At 69.2% G+C, this 18,252-nt stretch carries 2 protein-coding genes; both read right to left on the reverse strand.

The features are described from left to right. Window positions 1-3: 3 nt before the first annotated feature. A complete protein-coding gene (locus K8O92_04480) occupies window positions 4-993 on the reverse strand; it encodes an esterase family protein (protein UAK35430.1) in 990 nt (329 codons plus the stop codon). A gap of 238 nt (window positions 994-1,231) precedes the next feature. Further along, complete coding sequence (locus K8O92_04485; protein UAK33253.1) at window positions 1,232-17,992, reverse strand: non-ribosomal peptide synthase/polyketide synthase; 16,761 nt, start codon at window positions 17,990-17,992, stop codon at window positions 1,232-1,234. Window positions 17,993-18,252 lie beyond the last annotated feature (260 nt).

Consider the following 18,252-nt stretch of genomic DNA (forward strand, 5'->3'; position numbering starts at 1 on the left):
CGATCAGAGACCGAGGCCCTTCGCCAGCACGGGCCACGACACCTGGAATTCGTCACGCCAGTAGCCCCACGAGTGGGTGCCCGTGTTGCGGAAGTTGTAGGTGGCCGGGATTCCCAGCTGCTCCAGTTTGTTCTTGAGGTTGTTCGTGCAGTAGTTGGTGCCCGCCTCGATCACTCCACCGATGACGATCTGATTGGCCAGGCCGTAGGGGCCGGGAAGGGTGTACGGGCCGTTGAGCGTGTCGTACTGGCCGGGCAGGCCGTTGCCGGTGGAGATATAGAGGTCGAGGCCGCGCAGCCCCTCGGCGTTCACGTACGGGTCGTTGGCCACCCAGTCCGGCGAGCCCTCCGGACCCCACATGTTGTCGGTATTGCCGCCGCCCCAGGTCTCGACCGTCAGCTTCACGAACTGGGAGCCGACCGGGTCACTGGTCTGCGCACAGCCGCTGTAGGCCGCGGCGGCCTTGTACAGGCCCGGCTTGGCGATCGGCAGCGCCAGCACGGTGGTGCCCGAGGTGGACAGGCCCGCGATGGCGTTCACGCCGTTGGTGCCCAGCGCGCCGTCGATGAGCGGGGGCAGCTCCTCGGTGAAGAAGGTCTTCCACTTGTTGCGGCCCAGTACCGGGTCGTCCTTGATCCAGTCGGTGTAGTAGCTCCACTTGCCGCCGATCGGCTGGATCACGTTCACGTTCTTGTCCGACAAGAACTCCAGCGCGTCGGTCTTCGCCTGCCACGAGGCGTCGTCCTCGCCGCCGCCCGCCCCGTTGAGCAGGTACAGCGTGGGACGCGGCACGGACGCGTCGGCCGGGCGCTGGACGTCGATGATGACCTTCTCGTCCATCGCCGCCGAGTACACGTACAACCGGATGCTGCGCTCGTCCTTGTACTCGGCTTTGGTGATACGCGAACCGTCCGGGGCGACCGGGTTGCCCAGCAGGGTCTTGGAATCGATGATCGGGTCAGCTGTCGCGCTGGACGCGCCGAGACCGGTCATCACTCCCGCGAGCACCGCGGTTGCCGCGATCGCGGCCGCAGCCCGCAGGCCGCCGCGCCGGGTCTGTCGACGTATCAATTTTCGCACCTTCGCTTCGTCTCGAGATTCACTCTGCATGCCCCACGCGCCGGGGGATGCCCTGGACACCACGCCCGACCATACGGCCTATGTAGTCGTCACAACAGAGGACTTCGTTACCGCACCGTTGCCCTATCATGCCGGAACGGTCGCGGGTCGATCACGACCGCCCCGGGTTCCGTGTCATTTCCCAGCCGGGGGGATCCAGCAGTTCGGACAATCGCGGCCCGATCTGCGCCAGCGCTTCCGGCGAAGTCATCTGGTCGTGCGGGACGCCGACGGGATGATCGTCGACCCGGCCCTCGACGTAGGGTTGCCAGCCCGCGGCCGCGGTGTCGTGACCGGCCGCGCTGAAGTAGTCCAATCGTCCACGGAAAACGTCCGGGCGGTGCTCGGCGATCAACTCGGCCGAGCGCACCGCGCTGCGGTAGATCCGGCGGACCCGGTCGGGAGTGAGCACCGCCATGTCCGGGGGGATGGTGGCGTGCAGCGCGGCGAGAGCGTCCTCGCTCAGATCGTGGATGTCCCCGTCGCCGGGCAGCAGGGCGTCCGCGCCGATACCGAGTTCGGCCAGCGCCTCGCGGATCGCCGCCCGGAAATCCGTGACGTCGATGTCCGGGTGACTGTCGAGCATGGCGAGCAGGCCGATGTCCTCACCCGCGGCCTGCAACGCGGTCGCCACCGCGTGCGCCAGCACACCGCCGAGCGACCAGCCGAGCAGCCGGTAAGGCCCGTGCGGCTGCACCGCGCGGATCTCGGCCACGTAGCGGTGCGCCATCTCGGTCAACGACCGCGGCAGGTAGCCCTCTTCGGTCAACGCGGGCGACTGCAGGCCGAAGATCGGGGTGCTCGCGGGCACATAGCGCGCGAGGCCTGCGTAGCACCAGGACAATCCATACATCGGATGCAGGCAGAACAGCGGCCCCGCGGCGGCGACGTCGTGCGGCACCATGGTCCGGATCGGCAGCAGCACACCGAGCGCCGCGTTCGAGTCCTGGTCGTAGTCGTGGTCGTCGGCCAGCGCGGCGAGGATCCGGGCCGCCAGCGCCGCCGGGGTGGGATCGGTGAAGAACCACTGCACCCGCACCTGGGCGCCGGTGAGCGTGCGCAACCTGCTCACCGCGCGGGTGGCGACCAGCGAGTTGCCACCCAGGTCGAAGAAGTCGTCGTCCATGCCGACCCGTTGTCCGGCACCGAGCTCGAGCACCTCGTCGAACACCTCCAGCACGGTCCGCTCCAACGGCGTGCCCGGCGCGCGGTACGGACGGGCGGCCGGTCGCGGTGCCGGCAGCGCCTTGCGGTCGAGTTTGCCGCTGGCGTTGAGCGGCAGTTCGGTGAGCGCGACAACAGCCGAGGGCACCATGTAGGACGGCAGCGCGGCGCGGGCGTGCAGCAGCAGGGCAGCCTCGTCGACGGTCACTCCCGGCGCGGCGGCCACATAGGCGACCAGCCGGTCCCCGGTGGCGCTGCGCACCACAGAGACCGCCGCTTGCCGGATCTTGGCATGGCGCGCGAGCACGGCCTCGATCTCTCCGAGTTCCACCCGCTGGCCGCGCAGCTTGACCTGGAAGTCACTGCGGCCCAGGTATTCCAGCGCTCCGTTGCGCCAGCGCACGATGTCACCGGTGCGGTAGAGCCGGGCGCCGCCGGCATGGGCGACGAATCGCTCGGCGGTGAGGGCCGCGGCGCCGAGATAGCCGCGGGCCAACTGCACTCCGGCGACGTACAGTTCGCCCGCCGCGCCCGGCGGCACCGGGCGCAGCTGCCGGTCGAGCACGTGCACGCGGGTGTTGGCCACCGGTACGCCGATCGGTACCGCCGCCGCCGCGGTGTCGCGCACCGGGTGATCGGTGACCACGGTGGCCTCGGCGGGTCCGTACCAGTTGACCAGCGCGGCGCCGGGTGCGGTGGCGGCGAAGGCCGCCGCGGTCTCCCCGGACAACGCTTCCCCCGCGGCGAACACCCGCCGCAGCGACGGGTACCGCGCGGTGGGGTCGGCGACCGGGTCGAGGAACGCCTCCAGCATCGACGGCACGAAATGCACCGTGGTGATGGCGTTGTCGACGATGAGTCGAGCCAGGTAGGCCGGATCGCGATGTCCGTCGGGCGCGGCGATCACGATCGACGCACCGGTTTGCAGCGGCCACAACAGCTCCCAGGTGGAGATGTCGAAGGTGATCGGCGTCTTGTGCAGCACCACGTCACCGCCGTCGTGCGGGTAGGCCGACTGCGCCCAGCGGAACTGGTTGACCATCTGCCGGTGCGTGATCATCACGCCTTTGGGGCGACCGGTCGAGCCCGAGGTGTAGACGACGTAGGCGACGGTGTCCGGATAAACGTGATCCTGGGGCCGAAGGCCCTGGTAGGGAGGCAGGTACAGCGTATCGACCGCGACCACCGGGACACCGGTCGCGGTGTCGAAGGCGTCCGCGGTGGTGGTCAGGACGCAGATCGGCGCGGCGCTGTCGAGGACGTACTCGCTGCGCTCGGCCGGATGGTCCGGATCGATCGGGACATAGCCGCCACCGGCGCGCAACACCGCGTAGATCGCGACGACGAGGTCGATGCCGCGCCGCATGGCCACGGCGACCAGCGTCTCCGGGCCGACGCCCCACCCCATCAGCTCGACGGCCAGGGACCGGACGCGCGAGTCGAGTTCGGCGTAGCTGAGCGTGGTGTCGCCGAAGCGCACCGCCGGCGCGTCCGGCGTGCGCGCCACTTGCGCGTCGAACAGCGACAGCAGCGTCGCCTCGTCGAGCAGTTCCGGCACGTCGGTGGCGTTGCGCGCGGCCAGCTCGGCGCGCTCGTCGTCCAGCAGCGCGTCGATGTCGCCGACGCGCGCCTGCGGGGTGGTCATGAAGCGACCGATCAGCATCGAGAGCCGCTGCGCGAGCGCCGTCGCAGCCGGTTCTCCGGTCAGGTCGCGCAGGTACTTCACCGAGACCCGCAGCTGACTGTCCAGCACCACCATCACCGTGAACGGGTAATGGGTGCCGTTGGCCGCGCCGACGCCGATGACGTTCATTCCGTCGATGGCGCCGGCCTGGTCCAGGCCCTCCCGGTCCACCGGGAACGACTCGAACACGACGAGCGAGTCGAACAGGCCCTCCACGCCAACAGCTTCCTGGATGTCGCTCAGTCCCAGATAGTGGTGCTCCAGCAGTGCGGCCTGCTCGGCCTGCAACTGGCGCAGCAGCCCGCCCAGGGTGCCGGTCGGGTCGAGCCGCACCCGCACGGGGATCGCGTTCAGGAACAGGCCGACCATCGATTCGACGCCGTCCAGCTGGGGTGGGCGACCCGATACGGTGGCGCCGAAGACCACGTCGTCGCGGTCGACGGTGCGGCCGATCAGCAGACCCCAGGCCGCCTGCACAACGGTGTTCACCGTGACGCCGAGACCCGACGCGAGCCTGGTCAGCGCGGTGGTGTCGGCAGGGGACCACTCGAAACCCACCTCGCCGACGCCTGCGGAGATCTCGCGGCCGGGATCGACCGGAGCCAGCGGCGTCGGTTCGGTGATACCGGCCAGCGCGGCGCGCCACGCGGCGCGGGCCGCCTCCGCGTCCTGCGCCACCAGCCACGCCAAGTAGTCGCGGTAGGACGGCACCGCGGGTAGGTGCCGGGAGTTGGCGCCCAACGCGTACAGGGTGAGCAGGTCCTTCATCAGCAGCGGCATGGACCAGCCGTCGATGAGGATGTGGTGGCTGGTCACGACCAGGTGGTACCGGGCGGCGGCGGAACGGATGAGCGCGAACCGCAGCAGCGGCGCGGTCCGCATGTCGAAGTGCTCGGCCAGGTCGGCCGCCTTGATCCGCTCCACCTCGGCCGCGGCCGCGGCCGGTTCCAGCTGGCACAGATCGATCAGCCGCCACGGCGCCTCGAGCGAATCCTGCACGATCTGCACGGGATTGCCCTCGCTGTCGTCGGCGAAGGCGACGCGCAGGTTGTCGTGCCGGTCCAGCACGGCCTGCGCGGCGGCCCGCATCCGGCGGGGGTCCACCGCGCCGCCGAGATCGAGCACGAATTGGGTGGTGTAGACGTCCACCGAATTCTCGGCGAGCAGGGCGTGGAACAGCATGCCCGATTGCAGCGGGGTGAGCGGCCAGGCGTCGGACAGGTCCGGGTAGGCGCGGGCGAAGCGATCGATATCGGGCTGCTTCAGCCGCACCAGCGGGAAGTCCGACGGGGTGTAGCCGCCCGCGTCCGGACGCAGGCCGTGTTCGGCGAGGCCGCCCAGGGCGCGAATCCAGTGCTCGGCGAAGGTTTTCGCGTCCTCGCCGCGGAACGCGGCGGAGGCGAAGTCGAATCGGGCCAGCAGGCCGTCGTCGGTGGCGTCGACGGTCAGCACCAGCAGCAGCTCGTCGGAGGGGATGTCGGTGTGCACCCGCGCCGGGCGCAGATCCCGGTAGCGCAGCGCGAACCGGCCGTGGCCGAGGCCGCGCAGTTCGGCGGCGGTCTCGGCATCGAGGTGGCGCAACAGGCCGTAGCCGACACCGCGCGAGGGCACCGACCGCCGCAGCTCCTTGATCTGCGCGATCGCCGTGCCCGCCGCCGGGCCGCCGATCAGGGCGTCATCGAGGTCGATCCTGGTCAGCCGCAGTGGAAGCGGATACTCGGTGAGGAAGCCGCCCACCATGCTCTGGGCGTCGGCATGGGTGGCCGTCCGACCGTCGGCGGGCAGCCGGACGACCGAACCGATCGCGCGCGTGACGGTCTCCCCCGCCGAGGTCTGCAGGGCCAGCGCCAGCGCGGTGAGCAGGATGTCGTCCACCCCGGCGTGGTAGGCCTCGGCGGCAGCGGCGACGGCCGCCGCGCCCTCCGCCGTGATGGTGAGCGATACCCGGCTGCGGGCGCGCAGATCACGTCCATCGGTTCCCGCGCCCTCCGGGACGGAGCCGAGCGCCCGTCGCCACCAATCCATTTCGGCGAGGGTGGCGGGATCGTGCGCCTTGGCCGACAGCGCACGGATGAGCGTGCCGAGGCCGGTTTCCGGGGTCGCGGGCGCGGCATGGCGCGCCCGGTTCCATCGCGCGCTGAGCTGGTCGACGACGGTCCGCCAGGAGACGTCGTCGACCACGAGGCTGCTGGCCACGACGATGAGCGTCGAGCGGGCTCCGGGATCGCCGGTGAGCACGAAGTAGATGTTGCGGCCCTCTTCGGGATCCAGCGCGGCCGCGGCCGCCTGCACCACGTCGTCGATGGGCAGCGAGGTCTCGCCGCGCTGCGGATCCAGCCGGCGGAACGCCTCACCGGTGCGCTCGGCGGCAGCCGGGATGCGCAACACGGGCCTGCCCTTGTCGTCGTTGCGCACCCGCACCCACAACATCGGGTGCTGGTCGAGCACGGCGGCCACCGCGGCGCGCACCGTGTCGACGGAGCAGGTCTCGGGAACGTCGAGGGCGATGGCCCGCACCTCGATGCCCTCGTCCACCGTCCGGGCCGCGTTGGGCGTGAGCGGTAGTTCGCCCGCCTCGTCGCCGGATCCGCCCTCTACCGCGGCCGCGCGGGCCAAAGCGGCCACCGTACGGCATTCGAAGACGTCACGCGGGGAGAAAATGACGCCGCGGGCGCGCGAGCGCGAGACCACCTGAATGGACATGATGCTGTCGCCGCCGAGGGCGAAGAAGTCGTCGTCCAGGCCGACTTGGTCGACGCCGAGCACCGCGCCGATCACCTCGGCGATCACCAGTTCGGCCGGGGTCCGCGGCGCACGGTAGGCGCGGGCGTCCATTTCCGGCTCGGGCAGCGCCTTGCGGTCCAGCTTGCCCACCGGCGTCAGCGGGATCGCGTCGAGCCCGACGATCGCCGTCGGCACCATATACTCCGGCAGCGTGCGCCCGATCCGCTCGGTCAGCGCGGCCGGGTCGACGCTGGCGCCCTTGGCAGGCAGCACATAGGAGACGAGCATCGTCGCACCGGAACGGCTTTCGCGTCCCAGCGTGACGGCGAAGCCGACTTCGGGCTGAGCCGCGAGCGCGGCGTCGATCTCGCCGAGTTCGATGCGGAAGCCGCGCACTTTCACCTGGAAGTCGTTGCGGCCCACGTACTCCAGAACCGGAGCAGCACCGGACCGACGCCAGCGCACCAGGTCGCCCGTGCGGTACAGGCGCTCGCCCGGCGCGGCGTACGGGTCGGCCACGAACCGAGCGGCGGTGAGACCGGGCCGGGCGTGGTAGCCGCGCGCCAGCTGGATGCCGCCCAGATACAGTTCGCCCGTGACGCCTTCCGGCACCGGACGCAGCCTGCTGTCGAGCACCAGCGACCGCATGCCGCGGATGGGACCGCCGATCGTGACCGGTTCGCCGGGCTGTAGCGGGTCGCTGATATTGGTCATGATGGTGGTCTCGGTCGGCCCGTAACCGTTGTGGAAGGCGCGCTCCGGCGCACCCGTCCACTCGGCCGCCAGATCGACGGGCACCGCTTCGCCGCCCGCCACGATGGCCCGCATCCCCGACAGCGCGTCCGGGTCGAGCGAGGCGAGCACGGACGGAGTGAGGAAGGCGTGCGTGACGCCCTCGACGCGGATCAGCTCGGCCAGTTCTTCACCGCCGAAGGTCAGTGGCGGCGCCACCACCAGCCCACCCGCCGAACCGAGCGCGAGTAACAGTTCCAGCATCGATGCGTCGAACGATGGCGAGGCGAACGCCAAGGCCCGCGTCGATCGGTCGAGCCGGTAACGCTCCACCTGTTCGGCGCTGAAGTTCGCCAGGCCTGCGTGGGTGACCACGACGCCCTTGGGCGTTCCCGTGGAGCCGGAGGTGTAGATGACGTACGCGGCGTTGCCCGCACGCAACGTCCCGCGCAGTTCGCCGGGTCGCAGCGGCTGGTCCGAGCGCACGGCGACGTCCAGGGTGAAGTCCTGGTCGTCCAACGCGACCCAGGCGCCACCGGTGAGGACGGGCAGGTTGCCCAGCTCGGCGGTGAGCGTCACGCCGAGGGTCACTCCGGAATCCGCGACCATGTGGGCGATGCGGTCGGCAGGATAGGTCGGGTCGACCGGGACGAAGGCCGCACCGGTCTTGGCCACCGCCCACAGCGCCAGCACGGATTCCACCGAACGACGGATCGCGATGGCGACCAGCACGTCCGGTCCCGCCCCGCGGTCGATCAGGGCGCGCGCCAATTGCGCGGAGGCCGCGTCCAGTTCGGCGTAACTGAAGGTGCGGCCGTCGGCGACCACGGCGATTCCGGCCGGGTTCGCGGCGACGGCGGCGGCCATCAGCTCCGGTAGCGTGCGCGGCGGCAGGGCCGGTGCGCCGGCACGGGCGATCAGGGCGGCGCGCTCGGAGTCGTCCAGGATCTCCAGATCACCGACGGCGGTGGCGGGATGCCGGACCACGGCGGCCAGGACGCGACGGAACCTGCGGCCGAACTCGACCACGGTCTGCTCGTCGAACAGGTCGCGGGCGTAGGTGAACTCGGCGGCGAGACCGGCTTCCGCGCCGGACTCGGTGCGCTGCTCGCGCATGGTCAGCAGCAGATCGAACTTCGCGGTGTCGGCGGCCGGGTCGAGGGCGGTGAAACTCAGGCCGGGTAGTCGGAAGCTGGTGGCGGCTAGATTCTCGAACGACAACGCCACCTGGAACAGCGGATGGCGGCCTGCCGAGCGCTCGGGGCCGAGCGCATCGACCAGCCGCTCGAACGGGATGTCGGCGTTGGCGAAGGCGCGCAGATCGGTTTCCCGGGTGGCGGTAAGCAGTTCGGTGAAGCCGAGACCGGGCGCGACTCGGGTGCGCAGTACCAATGTGTTGACGAACATGCCGACCAGGTCGTCGATTTCGGCTTCGCCGCGGCCCGCGACGGGCGTGCCGATGGCGATGTCGTCGGCGCCCGACAAACGGGACAGGAACACGGCGAACGCGGTGTGCACGACCATGAACAACGTGGCGTTGTGCTGCCGCGCGAGACCCGCCAGCGCGGCGTGCACGTCGGCGTCGACGACGAAACCGGTCTTGCCGCCCACGAAGGACTGGGCGGACGGGCGCGGGCGGTCCGCGGGCAGGTTCAGCTCGTCGGGCAGGTCTGCGAGTTCGGCCGTCCAGTAGGCCAATTGTGTGCCCGCGAGTGACTCGGGATCGTCGTCGGCGCCGAGCACCTCGCGCTGCCACAGCGCGTAATCGGCGTACTGGACGGGCAGCGGCGCCCAGGACGGCTCCCGTCCTCCGCTGCGCGCCACGTAGGCCAGCATCAGGTCCCTGGTCAGCGGGCCCATCGACCAGCCGTCGGCGCTGATGTGGTGCGCGACGAAAACCAGTACGTACTCGGGGCCCTCTAGCTGGAACAGCTCTGTGCGGAACGGCACCTCGGTGGTCACGTCGAAGCCGGACGCGACGACCCGCTGCACTTCGCCCGCGACGTGCTCGTCGCCGATCTGCGCGGGAGCCAGCTCCACCGGCACTTCGTGCGGCGCGAGGATCCGCTGTATCGGGCCGTCCGGCGTCTGCGGGTAGATGGTGCGCAGGATCTCGTGTCGCGCCACGATGTCGGCGACGGCCTGCTGCAATGCGGCCACGTCCAGGTCGCCGGACAGGCGGATCGCCGCGGGGATGGTGTAGACCGAGGCCGAGGTGTCGAACTGGTTGAGGAACCACATGCGCTGCTGCGCGAACGACAGGGGGATGCGGTCGGGGCGCGGCCCGGCGACCAGCGGCGTACGCTCGCGGCCTGCGCCTCGTTCGGCCTTGATCGCCAGCCCGGCGACGGTGGAGGCTTCGAACAGCACCCGCACCGGAACACGCGCATCCAACGCCGCGCCGATACGCGCCGCGACCTGCGTCGCCAACAACGAGTTACCACCCAAAGCGAAGAAATCATCATCCGCACCGACACGCTCGACACCCAGCACCTCGGCGAACACCCGCGCCACGATCTCCTCGATCGGCGTCGAGGCCGCACGGAACGCTTGAACCTCGAACTCCGGCTCCGGCAACGCCTTACGATCCAACTTGCCGTTCACATTCAACGGCAAAGCATCCAAAACCACGAACACCGACGGCACCATGTACGACGGCAAACCCGCCGACAGTTCCGACCTCACCCGCGCCACATCCACACCGGCACCGCCATCGGCATCGGCATCGGCATCGCTCGGCACGAGATAGGCCACCAAACGGTCACCGGTCTTCGGATCCGACTTCGCGATCACCGCTGTCTGCGCGATTTCGGGCAGCGCCAACAGTGCGGCTTCGATCTCACCCAACTCGATACGGAAACCACGAATCTTCACCTGGAAATCCGTACGACCCCGATACTCGAGCTCACCACTACCGTTCCACGCAACCAGATCACCCGTGCGATACATCCGCGCTCCAGCCTGGAACGGATTCGCCACGAAACGATCCGCCGACAGATCCGCGCGACCGAAATACCCACGCGCCAACTGCGCACCCGCCAAATACAACTCACCGGAAACACCGTCCGGCACCGGCCGCAAGCGGCCGTCGAGGACATACACCCGACTGTTCCACTCCGGCGCACCGATCGACACCGACACCTCATCAGCACGGCTCACCCGATGACTGGTGATCGACACCGCCGCCTCGGTCGGACCATACAAGTTGAACAACTCAGTACGCGGGTTCTCCCGCAGGAACCGCTGCGCCACCGAACCCGGCAACGCCTCACCGATCGCCAACACCCGCCGTGGCGACCAATTCACCGCCTCCGCGGTTGCTCGGTGTACCAGTAGCGCGTCGAGCATCGACGGCACCACATGCAGTGTGGTGACCGACTCCCGCGCCATCAGGTCGTTCAGATACGCGGGATCCTGGTGGCCCTCCGGGGCGGCGATCACCAGCCGGCCACCGCACACGGCGGCAGACCAGAACTCCCACACCGACAAGTCGAACGTCGCCGCCGTCTTCAGCAGCACCGAGTCGTCCTCGGTCAGCTCGAATTCGGCTACTTTCCACAGCAACTGGTTCACGATGGCCGCGTGCGGCACCGCGACGCCTTTCGGGCGGCCAGTCGATCCCGAGGTGAAGATGACGTATGCCGTGTTCTCCGGCCGCAGCGGTACGACCCGCTCGGATGCGGTGAGCGGCGCGTTCGCGACCGCGGTCAGTTCCAAGTCCTCCAGCCGCACCACCGGCGCGACGTCGGTGTCGAACTCCGCCTCCGCGTTGCTCAACACACACACCGGAGCGGCCGTCGCCAGGATGTAGTTCGTGCGCTCGGCAGCCTGATCCGGATCCACCGGCACATACGCACCACCGGCCTCGGCCACCGCGTACATCGCCACGACCAGATCGACCGATCGGCGGAAAGCGAGCGCGACCCGGGATTCGGGGCCGACGCCCACCGAGACCAGGTAGCGGGCGAGGCGGTTGACCCGGGCAGCCAGCTCGGCGTAGGTCAGTTCGGCGCGTGCACCATCGGGCAGGTCGGCGACCAGCGCGACCGCTGCCGGCGCCGCCGCGACGGCCCGGCGCAACAACGATCCCAGCGTCGCGGCGGGTTCCACCGGGTGGGTCGTGTCGTTCCATACGGTGAGCACGTCGGTGCGCTCGGTGTCGGCGAGGATGTCGATATCGCCGACCGCGACGTTCGCATCCGCGACCACAGCCGCGAGGATCCGCGAGAACCGCGCCGCGAAACCCTCCACCGTCGCCCGATCGAACAAATCCGTCGCATACGTCAAAAACCCACCAATACCCGCAGCCGCACCCGACTCCTCATACCCATCACCAACAATCAAATGCAGATCGAACTGCGACACATCCAAATCCGCATCCACACCAGCCACCGACAAACCCGGCAACTCCAACACCGCACGCCCGACATTCTGAAACGACAACCCCACCTGGAACAACGGATGACGCGCCGTCGACCGCGGCGGATTCAACACCTCCACCAACCGCTCGAACGGCACATCCGCATGCGCGAACGCCGCCAAATCCCACTCACGCTGACGCGCAAGCAAACCCGCGAACGACTCACCACCATCAACCCGCGACCGGAACACCACGGTATTGACAAACATACCGATCAAATCATCCAATTCACGCTCACCACGGCCCGCCACCGGACTACCGACAGCGACATCCGAACTACCCGACAACCGAGCCAACAACACCGCAAACGCCGCATGCACCACCATGAACAACGTCGCACCATGCGCACGCGCCAACTCCACCAGACCCGCATGCGTCGCCGCATCAACCGCAACATCCACCCGCGCACCAGCCGACGACGCCACCACAGGACGCGGCCGATCCGCGGGCAACTCCAACAAATCCGGCAACCCGGCAAGCTGCTCCCGCCAGAATCTGATCTGCTGGGCGGCGATGGATTCCGGGTCCGATTCCTCCCCCAACACCGCCCGCTGCCACAACGCGTAATCCGCGTACTGCACACCCAACGGCGACCACCCCGGCACGTCACCCGCAGTGCGCGCCGCATAGGCGATCATCACATCCCGCACCAACGGACCCATCGACGACGCATCAGCCGCAATATGATGCACCACAACCACCAGCACGAACTCCGACGGCGCGGCCTGTAGCAATCGCACTCGTACGGGCACTTCGGCGGTCACATCGAAGGGAGCCGAGGCGAGTTCGTACACCTCGCCTGCGATGTCGGCCGCACCGATCGGGTGCACGGCCACGTCCAGCGCCACCTGCGCGGCGGGCAACACCACCTGCACCGGACCGTCCGGAGTCTCCGGATACACCGTGCGCAGCACCTCGTGCCGCGCGACGACATCGTGCAGCGCCGCCCCAAGCGCGGCCACGTCGAGCTCGCCGGTCAACCGCAACGCGAACGGCAGGTTGTAGGCCGCCGAAGCGGTGGCCGCGGCAGGGTTGTCCGCATGGTCGAAGCGGTTGAGGAACCACATCCGCTGCTGCGCCGGCGACAACGGCAGACGTTCCGGCCGCGCGATACCGCCGAGCTCTACAGCGCGCTCACCATGCGTATCCGATTCGATCGCCGCCGCCAACGCCGCGACGGTCGGCGACTCGAACAGTGCCCGCACCGGCACCCGCGCACCGACCGCCGCACCGACCCGCGCCACGACCTGGGTAGCGACCAACGAGTTTCCGCCGAGCGCGAAGAAATCGTCGTCCGCGCCGACCCGCCCCGCACCGAGTACTTCACCGAACACCCCGGCCACGATCTCCTCGATCGCGGTCACGGGCGCACGGAAATGCTTGGCCTCGAAGGTGGGCTCCGGCAGCGCCTTACGATCCAGCTTGCCACTGGGGTTCAGGGGAAACGCGTCCAGCGCGACAATCGTGGCCGGAACCATATAGGCGGGCAGCGTTTCACCGATCGCCGCGAGCAATTCGGCCTGTTCGATCGTTCGTCCCGGTGTGGGCACGACGTAGGCGACGAGCTGGTCGCCCAGCGCGGACGGCGCGACGAGAGCCACGGCCTGGCTCACGGACGGTTGAGCCAGCAGCGCCGTCTCGATCTCACCCAGCTCGATCCGCTGACCGCGGAACTTCACCTGGAAGTCGGTCCGGCCGAGATAGTCGAGCCGATGCGGCAGTATTTCGGTCGGGGCGCGCCAGGCCACCAGGTCACCGGTGCGATACATCCGCTCGCCGATACCGAACGGGTTGGCCACGAAGCGGTCCGCGGTGAGATCGGGACGACGCACATATCCACGGGCCAGCTGATCACCGGCGAGATAGAGCTCGCCCGGAACACCCGCGGGCACCGGTTGCAGACGCGAATCCAGCACGTACACCTGGGTGTTCCACTGCGGCACGCCGATCGGCACGGAACGCTCGTCAGCGGCGGTCGCGGGCCAGTAGGTCACCGACACGGCCGCCTCGGTCGGGCCGTACAGGTTGTGCACAGCCGCGTCGGTCACCGCACGAACCGCGGCGACGGTCTCCGGCGGCAGCGCCTCGCCGATCACGAAGATGTCGCGCAGGGTGGGACACGAGCCGGGGGCGGTGTGCGCGGCGAAGACCGTCAGCATGGACGGCACGAAATCCGTTACCGTCACGCCCTGCGCGGCGATGGTCTCCGCGACGTACACCGGATCCCGATGGCCGTCGTGCGTTGCGACGACGAGTTTCGCCCCCGCCCGCAACGGCATGAAGTATCCCCACAGCGAGACGTCGAACGTCGTCGCCGTCTTCTGCAAGTACACGTCGTCGGCATCGAGCGGATACGCCGCGAGCATCCAGCTGATCTGGTTCTGGATCGCGAAGTGCGAGATCGCGACGCCCTTCGGCCTGCCGGTCGACCCCGACGTGAAGATCACGTACGCCGGATGGTGCGGCAGCACCGGGCGCACCAACTCCTCGGCACGGACCGGGGCGTCGTCGAAACGGTTCGGATCCAGGGCGTCCAGCAGCAGTACCGCGGTGCCTTCGGGCACGTCGACCGCGTCGGCGGAGGTCGTGAGCACACAGATCGGTTGCGCCGTCTCGAGGATGTGCGCGATGCGTTCGGCCGGATGATCCGGATCCAACGGCACATACGCCCCACCCGCCGCCACGATCGCATACATCCCCACCACAAGATCCAACGACCGCCGAACCGCCAAACCCACCAACGACTCCGCACCCACACCCTGCGAAATCAACAACCGCGCCAAACGATTCACCCGCGCATCGAACGCCCGATACGACAGCTCGACACCCTCGTAAACGATCGCGACCTCATCGGCGTACGCCTGCGCCGCACGCCGGTAACCGTCCAGCAGCAACTCGGCGGGCACCGGATACCGGGTGTCGTTCCACTCGAGCAGGATGCGTTCGCGCTCTAGGGGAGCGAGCAGATCGATCGTCCCGATCGGCCGGTCGGGTTCGGCGACGGCGGCGGCCAACAGCCGCTCCAACCGCCAGGCGAACTCCGCGATCGTCCGCTCGTCGAACAGGTCGGTGGCGTAGGTGAACATCGCCGTGAAGCCCGTCGGCTCGCCCTCGGCGTCGGGCACCACGGTCAGTTGCAGGTCGAATTTCGCGATCGCGCCGTCCAGCTCGAGCACCCGGGCGGACAAGCCGGGCAGGACCACCTCGGGCCTGCTCATGTTCTGGAAGAACAGCGCCACCTGGAACAGCGGATGATGCGCCTGCGAACGCACCGGGTCCAGCACCTCGACCAGCCGCTCGAACGGCAAGTCGGCATGCGAGAACGCACCCAGATCCGTTTCTTTCGTCTGGGCAAGCAGCGCACGGAACGACGCGCCGAGGTCGATCCGGGAGCGCAGCACCAGCGTGTTGACGAACATGCCGATCAGCGCGTCGAGCTCCCGCTCGCCACGGCCCGCCACGGGCGTGCCGATGGTGATGTCGTCGGTGCCGGTGAGCCGAGCGAGCAGCAGCGCAAGCGCGCTGTGCACCACCATGAATTCCGAGGCGCCCGCGCTGTGCGCCAGTGCGGCCAGACCCTGGTGCACCGAGGCGTCCACCGCGAAGGTGTACTCCGCGCCGCGGCCGGAGGCGACGGGTGGGCGCGGCCGGTCGGAGGGCAGGTCGATCCGGTCCGGGATGCCCGCCAAGGCACGACGCCAGTAGGCGATCTGCGCGGCGGCCACCGAATCCGGATCGTCCTCGTCGCCGAGCATCGCCCGCTGCCACAGCGTGTAGTCGGCGTACTGCACCGGCAGCGGCTCCCAGGACGGTCTGGCCCCGTTGCGCCGGGAGAGGAACGCGCCGAGCAGATCCCGCAGGAACGGCGCGACCGATGCGCCGTCGGCGGCGATGTGATGCACCACGACGACGACCACGTGATCGTCGGGGGCGATCTCGGCCAGAGCGATGCGTAGCGGCACTTCCGCCGCGACATCGAAACCGGTCAGCGCGAAGCCACGCAGCCAGTCCAGCAGTTCGTGCTCGGCGACGGGCTTGGGCGCGAGGTCGGGGACGGCTCGGGCCGCGGGCACGACGACCTGGTACCCGGTCCCGTCCACCGCCGGATACAGCGTCCGCAACGTCTCATGACGCTCCACCACATCCGCGACCGCCGCCTGCAACGCCGCCACATCCAACACACCCGACAACCGCACCGCGAACGGAATATTGTTCGCCGCCGAACCAGTATCGAACTGATTCAAAAACCACATCCGCCGCTGCGCCAACGACAACGGCACCCGCTCCGGACGCTCCACCGCCACCAACGCCCGCCGGTCCCCCGCGCCCTTCATCGGCTCCAGCCGCGCGGCCATCGCGGCGACGGTAGGGCTCTCGAAGATCAGCCGCGCGGGCACCCGCGCCGCGATGGCGGCGCCCACACGGGCCGCGGCTTGCGTGGCGATCAGCGAATTGCCGCCCAGTTCGAAGAAATCGTCGTCCGCGCCGACCGGCGCACCCGGGCCGAGCAGTTCGGCGAATACCTCGCTGACGAGCTCTTCCAGGGGACCGACGGGCGCGCGGAACGCCTTGGTTTGCAACCGCGGCGCGGGCAGGGCCCCGCGGTCCAGCTTGCCCACCGGGGTCAGCGGGATCTCCTCCAGCACCATGACAACCGTCGGCACCATGTGCGCGGGCAGGCTCTGCTCGGCGAAAGCGGCAAGTTCGGCCGCGTCGGCGACCATGCCGGGCGCGGCGTGCACGTAGGCGACGAGAATGGTGGCGCCGCTGTCGAGCTGATGCCCGACGGTGACCGCGAAATCGACCGTCTCGTGTGCGGCCAGCACCGCATCGATCTCACCCAGCTCGATCCGGAAACCACGAATCTTCACCTGGAAATCGTTGCGACCCAGATACTCCAACTCACCATTCGGCGTCCACCGCACCAAGTCACCGGTGCGATAGAGCCGTGAACCGTGGGCGTCGAACGGGTTCGCCACGAAACGGGACGCGGTCAGCCCGCGCCGTTCGTGGTAGCCGCGGGCCAGGTGCGCACCGGTGATGTACAGCTCGCCGACCACACCGCTGAGCACGGGGACCAATCGTTCGTCCAGCACGTACTCGGTGACGGCCCGGATCGGCGCGCCGATCGTCACCGGCTCCCCCGGCACGAGCGGCGCGCTGATATTGGTCATGATCGTGGTCTCGGTCGGGCCGTACCCGTTGAAGAATTCACGGGTCCGCCCGCCGGAAACCGGCAGCACCCAGCGCCGCACCAATTCCGGCTGGCACACTTCGCCACCGGCCACCACCACGCGCAACTCGTCCAGGCCTGCCGGGTCCACCGAGGCGAGCGCGGCGGGCGTCACGAACGCGTGGGTCACGGCCTCCCTGCGCACCAGGGACGCGAACTCCTCGCCGCCGAACACCGTAGGGGCCGCGACGACCATGGTGGCCGCGCCGCCCAACGCCAGCAACAACTCCAGCACCGAGGCGTCGAACGACGGCGAAGCGAAATGCAACGTCCGCGACGCACTCGTCACCCGATACCGTTCACACTGCTCAGCGCAGAAACTCGCCAACCCCGCCTGTGTGACCACCACGCCCTTCGGCTTGCCGGTGGAGCCGGAGGTGTAGATGACGTAGGCGGGATGCTCCCCGCGCAGCGGGCGAACCCGTTCCGTGTAGGTCACCGGGTCGGCGGGGAACTCCTCGAGTCGCCGCGCGCACTCGACGGTATCTATGGACAGCCATTCGACCCGGTCCGGCAGGTCGCCACGGACCTCGTCGACGGTCAGCCCGAAGACCGCGCCCGAGTCGGCGATCATGTGCTCGACGCGATCGGCCGGATAGTTCGGGTCGACCGGAACGAACCCCGCACCGGTCTTGGCCACCGCCCACACCGCCACCACCGACTCGATCGACCGCGGCACACCCACCGCGACCAAATCCTCCGGACCCACCCCACGATCGATCAGCAGACGCGCCAACCGCGTGGACCGTTCATCCAGCTCCGCATAGCTCAGCTGCGCCAGCGTGCTGGTCGCGTCGGCGAACACCAAGGCGGCGCCGCTCGGGTTGGCCTCGACGGCCGTGGCCATCAACTGCGGCAGGGTGGTGACTCGGGGGCGGCGGGTACGGGTCGGGCGCACACGGGCTGGGCGGGTCATGCGCGCACCGCTTCCGCAGTCTCGTCACACCGCTGCCCGACCGCCCGAACCATCGTGCTGCCTCACCCTGTCTGTCGTCGCCACACGCACGTCACCATGCCCCCCCGCATCATGATCATCGAACGCGCGCATGCCGATCGTTACCTAACCGTCGGCGCACGCCGAGCGCCGTCGGCCACGACCGGTGGACTACCGGGCCGCGGAACGGACGCGCGTGACGAGTGCCGGAGATGATTATTCCCTGCCGACGCGCGATTCGG

The organism is Nocardia asteroides (genome assembly GCA_019930625.1).
Classification (GTDB): domain Bacteria; phylum Actinomycetota; class Actinomycetes; order Mycobacteriales; family Mycobacteriaceae; genus Nocardia; species Nocardia sputi.